A 6,812-nucleotide genomic window follows, 5' to 3' on the forward strand; every position below is an offset into this window, starting at 1 on the left:
TTTATGGCATTTTTTTACACAAACTCTCAAAAGCAACAATTCCAAGGCCTTCCAGGCATTTTGCTAGCGCAAAAAAAGTTGAATTTCCTATATAAGAACAAATGCGTGTATGCACACGCCCTTTTTAACAGCCAGCGACTAATTACATTTTTTTACATACAACTTGAAACCTTGTAATTCCAAGGCCTTCCAGGCATTTTGCTAGCGCAAAAAAAGTTGAATTTCCTATATAATAAAAAGAGCTGCTCAGCATGCATAATTATTGCATTTCGAGAAGCTCCTTAATTTTATTTGCTAAAATAATTCTTCATTATATCTCTTGCCATATCTGTGGCATTATACGAATCATTTCCACCTTCTTCAACAATAATTGCAAAGGCTATCTTAGGTTTTTCATAAGGTGCAAAGCCTATATACCAAGAGTGTGGTATCTTATTACCTGTATCTTGATCTGCAGTACCCGTTTTACCACTGATTTGAACTCCATTGACCTCACTGTCCTTGCCTGTTCCCTTAGTTACTACGGATCTCATATATTTTTTTAATATCTGAGCATTTTCAGCTGAAGTTACAGTGCCTATTTCCTTAGGTTCATAGTTCTTTACTACATCACCTTTTGTGCTAGTAATTTGTTTTACTATATTAGGCTCCATCATAACTCCATTATTAGCAATGGTACTCGCAACTAGTGCCATTTCAATTGGACTGGCAAGAACTCCACTTTGTCCTATACCACTTTGTGCAATGTTCCCAATTTCCTCTTTTTTATAGGTTGGAAACTTACTATTATCTATGGTTAAAGTTCTTGAAGGAATATCTTTATTGAACAGAAACTTTTCTGCTGTAGTTCTTAAGGTATCATTTCCTAAGTCCATAGCAAGGGATCCAAATACTACGTTGCTTGATACAGTAAATGCTTGCTCTAACCCTATATTTCCAAAAGTCTTTCCCTTATAATTCTCTAGATATTGGCTTTTATTGAATTGTATTCTTCCCTCATCTTTAAAGGTTTTGTTTGCTACCCCACTTATATTTTCTAAGGCACTAATAGCTGTTACTGCCTTAAAGGTTGAGCCTGGAGGATAAAGTCCAGATACTGCCCTATTTAAAAATGGAGTATTTGGGTCTGAACTTAACTTTTGCCAATCTTCCTTTAAAGTATTAGGATTAAACCCTGGTTTTGATACCATAGCTAATACTTCTCCAGTAGTTGGGTCTAGTGCAACTATTGAACCTCTTTTATTTCCCAAAACCTCATAAGCTTTTTTCTGAAGGCTAGAGTTTAAAGTAGTTATTACATTATTTCCTTCTTTAGCTTCATCCTTTGAAAACTTAAAAAAGCTAAGGAAATCCTTGATTCCATTTATTGCTTTGCCGCTAAGTTCTTCGTCAAGCTTTTTTTCTATTCCACTCATGCCATAAACTTCATCATAATAGCCAACTACATGAGCAAAGGGAACACCACCTATATACTCTCTATTTTGAGTAAATTCTCCGGTTTTTTCGCCTTTAACTATTGGGTTGTTATCTCTATCAAAAATACTTCCTCTTAAAATCCTACTCTTTTCTGCTACATTTCTCTTATTGTAAACACTTTTTACTGCTGCTTCACTCTTGAAAAGTACAGTATAATTTATGAAAGTGATTAGTGCTACAAATAATAGTAGAAACACAAACATTACTTTTTTTATGTTATTTGAAAGATTATTCATTGCTATTACCATCCTCCGAAATTTTTTGTATTATTCCTAAGGATATATAGGTTATAAGTACTGAACTTCCTCCATAACTAACTAAAGGAAGAGTAATTCCAGTTAAGGGAATCGCACCAGTTACACCACCTATAATTACTAAAACTTGAGAAACAATCATAGTACTATATCCTACTGCAAGAAGCCTTGAGAAGTTATCTTTTGCAAAAATTGCAGCTCTAATACATCTATAGAAAATTAAAAAGTACAGGATTATTATAGCAAGACCCGTTAAAAGTCCCAATTCTTCGCATATACCTGAAAATATAAAGTCACTTTCAATAACAGGTATAAATCCTGGATATCCCATTCCAAGACCTTTACCTAAGAAACCTCCATTGGCGATGGCAATTAAGGACTGGACTAATTGAAGCCCAGCATCATAGCCATACTCCCAAGGATTTTGCCAAATCATAACCCTAGTTCTCACATGTCCAAAAAGAAAGTACCCTGCAACTGCACCAACTATAAATAGTAATAAAGCCATAACCACATATTTACCCTTTGAGGTTGCTATATAAAGCATAGTTAAAGAAATAGCAAAGAAAATTAGTGCTGACCCTAAATCTGTTTGTAATAGCATAAAGGCTAGCGATATCATCACAACTAAAGCTGGTTCAATTAAGCTAATTGCTCCATCATACTTAGACCCTTTTTTACTTAACTTATCTCCAACTTTTTTAGAAAACTTAGAAGGCTTTCCATAGTCCTTTAGGGCTGAAGCTAAGTAGGCTACCAAGGCTACCTTTCCAAATTCAGAGGGCTGAAAGGAAAATCCAGCTATAGAAACCCAGTTTTTTGCTCCAAAGGTTTCTTTACCTAAAAGGCTCCCCATAGACATAAATAGTAAAGTAACTACTAAATAAAAGTATTTATATTTACTAAAACTTTTTAAATCAGGAAGTATAACCACCACAAGAATAAACGCTGCTACTCCTAAAGTGAAAAATATAATTTGCTTTGTAGCCATAAAAGTTCTTGCTTCATCAGCCATATAAGCACCGCCTGATACTGGCAAATCTAGCCTATAAAGCATAGCAAGTCCAATAACTGCTAGTATGTTTGAAAATATTAAAATATACTTATCTCCATCTGGAAAAAACTTTCTTATTATGAAGTGCGAGTATGCTAGGAGACCACATAATATGACACCCATGATTACAGCACCTTTATCAAAGGTAGGCGTTACAAAGGCCACATTGGCAAATATAGTTGCTATGAGCAAGTATGTAAGCCAAAGCACTCGCTTCTCTTCTTTCAAAGTATCCATAATTTCATCCTTTCATTAATCTTTACTATCTAGATATTTAAGGATTTTAAAAATTCCTCCAACTTCCCAAATACCTTTAGGAATTCTAAATCTATTCACTTGCTATATAATGCATATCACATTTAGCTTCCACTTAAATAACTTCAAGTAAACTTAAAGATTTTAATTTTAGTTTTAACACTCCATTTTTATTAAAGCACTTTAAATGTAGAAGTTCCAACCCTAATTTTATCGCCTTTGTTCAAGGTTACTTTATTTCTAACTCTTACATCATTTAAAAAGGTTCCATTAGTGCTATTTAAATCTTCTAACATATAGTCAGTATTTCTAAAATATATTTTCAAATGATGAGAAGATACATACCTATCCTCTAGTATCACCATATTATCTTCACTTCTTCCCATGGTTAAAACTTCATTAACAGGTATAACTCCACCTTTCTTAAGATTATGGTTATCCCCAGCATCTACTACTTCTAAACCAAAATCTACACTCTTCTTCTTTTTTTTCTTGCCCACAGATTTAGTATCATTGTACATAATTCTTAGTGCATAAATAATAATAAAATAAATAATTACTATTATTACTAAATTAAATATGAATTTTAAGTTATTCATAATACATACTCCTTCTAACAATTAACAAATCCATTTTATAGGAAGCTCCGGCCAATTTTTATACTTCTAAGGCCTTTCCTTAAACTTTTAAGACTACTTTTAAAATTTCGTCCTTAAAAACTCTATTTGACCTATTTCTAATATTAACTAAATGCTATATAGTATACGTAATTTTCTTCATTAAAATAAGGTCAAAGAACAAATAAGTTAATTTTAAATATAATATTGACTAGCAGTGCAATTGCTAGTCAATATTATTATAACATCTTTTTAAGATAGTGTCCCGTATAGGACTTTTCACACTTGCATATATCTTTTGGAGTACCAGTGCAAAGGATAGTTCCACCTTTATCTCCACCTTCTGGCCCTAAGTCTATGATGTAATCAGAACATTTTATAACATCTAAATTATGTTCAATAACTACTACAGTATTCCCACCTTCTACAAGTCTTTGAAGTATGGAAATTAGTTTATTCACATCATCAATATGAAGTCCAGTAGTAGGTTCATCTAGAATATATAAGGTTTTTCCTGTACTTCTTTTTGATAGTTCATAGGCAAGCTTTATTCTTTGAGCTTCTCCCCCAGAAAGAGTAGTAGATGGCTGCCCAAGTCTTACATAACCTAATCCTACATCCATTAAAGTTTGGAGTTTATTACTTATTCTTGGCAGATTCTCAAAAAACTTTAGTGCTTCTTCTACAGTCATTTCTAATAATTCATCTATATTTTTACCCTTATATTTTACTTCTAAAGTTTCCCTATTATATCTTTTACCTTTACAAACTTCACAAGGTACATAGACATCTGATAAAAACTGCATTTCAATTTTTATTATTCCATCGCCCTTACAAGCTTCACATCTTCCACCCTTTACGTTAAAGCTAAATCTTCCCGGTTTATAACCTCTCATCTTAGCTTCTGAAGTAGTTGCAAATACATCTCTGATTAAATCGAAAACTCCTGTATAGGTGGCTGGATTACTTCTTGGAGTTCTTCCAATAGGGCTTTGGTCAATATTTATAATTTTATCTATGTTTTCACTTCCTAAGATATCTTTATGCTTTCCAGGAAGCTTTTTAGAGTTATTAATTTTTTTATTTAAACCCTTATAAAGAATTTCATTAACAAGGGTACTCTTTCCTGAGCCTGAAACTCCTGTAACTGAAGTAAATACCCCTAACGGGAAGGACACTGACACATTCTTCAGGTTATTTTCATTAGCACCCTTTACAGTAATTACTCTATCTGAATCTGTGTTTCTGTACTCTTTTGGAGCTTCTATCTTCTTTTTACCACTAAGGTACTGCCCTGTAATAGAATTTTCACAGTTCATAACATCTTCCATGGTTCCAGCAACTACTATTTCTCCACCATGCTCACCAGCTTTAGGGCCAATGTCCACTATAAAATCTGCTGCCTTCATAGTATCTTCATCATGCTCTACTACAACTAAAGTATTTCCTAAATCTCTTAAATGCTGTAAGGTTCCAATAAGCTTATCATTATCCCTTTGATGTAGTCCAATACTTGGCTCATCTAGTATATATAAAACACCCATTAAGCTTGAGCCAATTTGAGTAGCTAATCTTATTCTTTGTGCTTCTCCCCCAGATAGAGTACCCGCTGCACGAGTTAGGTTTAAATAATCTAGCCCTACATCCTTCAAGAAGTTTAACCTACTTTTAATTTCCTTTAAGATTTGAGCAGCAATTATAGTATTCTTCTCAGATAAATGAATTTCTTCTAAGAATTTAATTTCATCTACTATAGATAACTTACAAAGCTCTGAAATATTCTTCCCCCCTACAGTAACGGATAGAGCTTCCTTTGAAAGTCTATCTCCATTGCACTTAGGGCAAGGATTATCGCTCATGTACTCTTCCACTTCTCTTTTTATATAATCAGAGGAAGTTTCAAAGTATCTTCTTTTTAAGTTATTAATAACTCCTTCAAAGGCATGGTTATATATTCCTGTTTTAAATTCCTTTGTATATTCAACTTTAATTCTCTCTCCATTAGTTCCATAAAGTATTATTTCCTTTACTTTAGGGTCTAACTGCTCAAATGGAGTATCTAAACTAAAGTCATAGTGTTTGGCTAGTGCAGTTAACACTGAAAAAGTCCAGGAATCATCTTTTAAACTATTCTCCCCAAAGGTAACAATAGCACCCTCACTTATACTCTTGCTTTTGTCAGGAATAATTAAATCCTCATCAATTTCCATAAGTGTACCTAAGCCATCACACTTATCACACTTACCAAAAGGAGAGTTGAAGGAGAACATTCTAGGGGCTAATTCTCCAATACTGATTCCGCAATCAACACAAGCAAATTGCTCGCTAAATAGTATATCTTCACCGTCAATAATATTTGCTATAGCTAGACCTTCTCCTAATTTTAGAGCAGCTTCAAGGGAATCAGAAAGCCTTGATTCAATTCCTTCCTTAACAGCAATTCTGTCTATAACTATTTCTATAGTATGTTTTTTATTTTTATCTAACTTTATTTCTTCATCTATTACATCCACTAAATTTCCATCAATTCTTGCTCTCACATAACCATTCTTTTTTATACTCTCAAGAACTTTAACGTGCTCTCCCTTTTTTCCTCTAATAACAGGAGCAAGAATCTGAAGTTTTGTTCTTTCAGGTAGTGAAATAATTTGATCCACCATTTGGTCAATAGTTTGTTGTGTAATTTCCTTACCGCATTTAGGGCAGTGTGGAACTCCAATTCTTGCATATAAAAGTCTTAAATAATCGTAAATTTCTGTTACAGTTCCTACAGTTGAACGTGGATTTCTGCTTGTAGTCTTTTGGTCTATAGATATGGCAGGTGATAATCCCTCGATATATTCAACCTCTGGCTTATTCATTTGTCCTAGGAACTGCCTTGCATAGGCAGAAAGAGATTCTACATATCTTCTTTGCCCTTCCGCATAAAGGGTATCAAAGGCTAGAGAAGACTTACCCGAACCTGAAAGCCCAGTAAAAACAACAAACTTATCACGTGGTATCTCTAAATCAACGTTTTTTAGATTGTGTACCTTTGCTCCTTTTATAAAAACTTTATCTCTCATAGTTATATTCATTCCTTTCGCTACGCTCAAGGCACAAAACGGAATGAAATGTGCCTTTAAACGAATTTTGTTTTTAAACCAAGTCTATAAT

Annotated in this window: 4 protein-coding genes; all 4 read right to left on the minus strand. The window is 33.5% G+C overall.

All coding sequences use genetic code 11. The annotated features are described in order from the left end of the window. Window positions 1-287: 287 nt before the first annotated feature. The 4 genes from J2Z44_RS20940 to uvrA all read right to left on the minus strand — a co-directional run bounded on the left by J2Z44_RS20940 (window position 288) and on the right by uvrA (window position 6,721). The gene (locus J2Z44_RS20940; protein ID WP_021282020.1) at window positions 288-1,712 is read right to left on the minus strand and encodes a peptidoglycan D,D-transpeptidase FtsI family protein; all 1,425 of its coding nucleotides are present in this window, start codon (window positions 1,710-1,712) and stop codon (window positions 288-290) included. After that, window positions 1,705-3,021 carry an FtsW/RodA/SpoVE family cell cycle protein gene (locus tag J2Z44_RS20945; protein ID WP_021282021.1) on the minus strand — a complete coding sequence of 439 codons (1,317 nt, stop codon included), beginning with the start codon at window positions 3,019-3,021 and terminating at the stop codon, window positions 1,705-1,707. Before J2Z44_RS20945 ends, J2Z44_RS20940 begins: the two co-directional genes overlap by 8 nt. 191 nt (window positions 3,022-3,212) lie before the next feature. Further along, window positions 3,213-3,638, minus strand: coding sequence for an FHA domain-containing protein (locus J2Z44_RS20950; RefSeq protein ID WP_021282022.1), 426 nt, complete (start codon window positions 3,636-3,638; stop codon window positions 3,213-3,215). Window positions 3,639-3,895: 257 nt separating this feature from the next. Then, on the minus strand, window positions 3,896-6,721 hold the full coding sequence (gene uvrA / locus J2Z44_RS20955) for an excinuclease ABC subunit UvrA (RefSeq protein ID WP_209650038.1): 2,826 nt from the start codon (window positions 6,719-6,721) through the stop codon (window positions 3,896-3,898). Window positions 6,722-6,812 lie beyond the last annotated feature (91 nt).

This window comes from Clostridium punense (assembly GCF_017874425.1).
Lineage (GTDB): Bacteria > Bacillota > Clostridia > Clostridiales > Clostridiaceae > Clostridium_J > Clostridium_J punense.

Excerpts from the sequence above, each read along its gene's own strand:
- J2Z44_RS20940 (WP_021282020.1), bottom strand. The coding sequence starts at position 1,712 with ATGAATAATCTTTCAAATAACATAAAAAAAGTAATGTTTGTGTTTCTA.
- J2Z44_RS20945 (WP_021282021.1), bottom strand. The coding sequence starts at position 3,021 with ATGGATACTTTGAAAGAAGAGAAGCGAGTGCTTTGGCTTACATACTTG.
- J2Z44_RS20950 (WP_021282022.1), bottom strand. The coding sequence starts at position 3,638 with ATGAATAACTTAAAATTCATATTTAATTTAGTAATAATAGTAATTATT.
- uvrA (WP_209650038.1), bottom strand. The coding sequence starts at position 6,721 with ATGAGAGATAAAGTTTTTATAAAAGGAGCAAAGGTACACAATCTAAAA.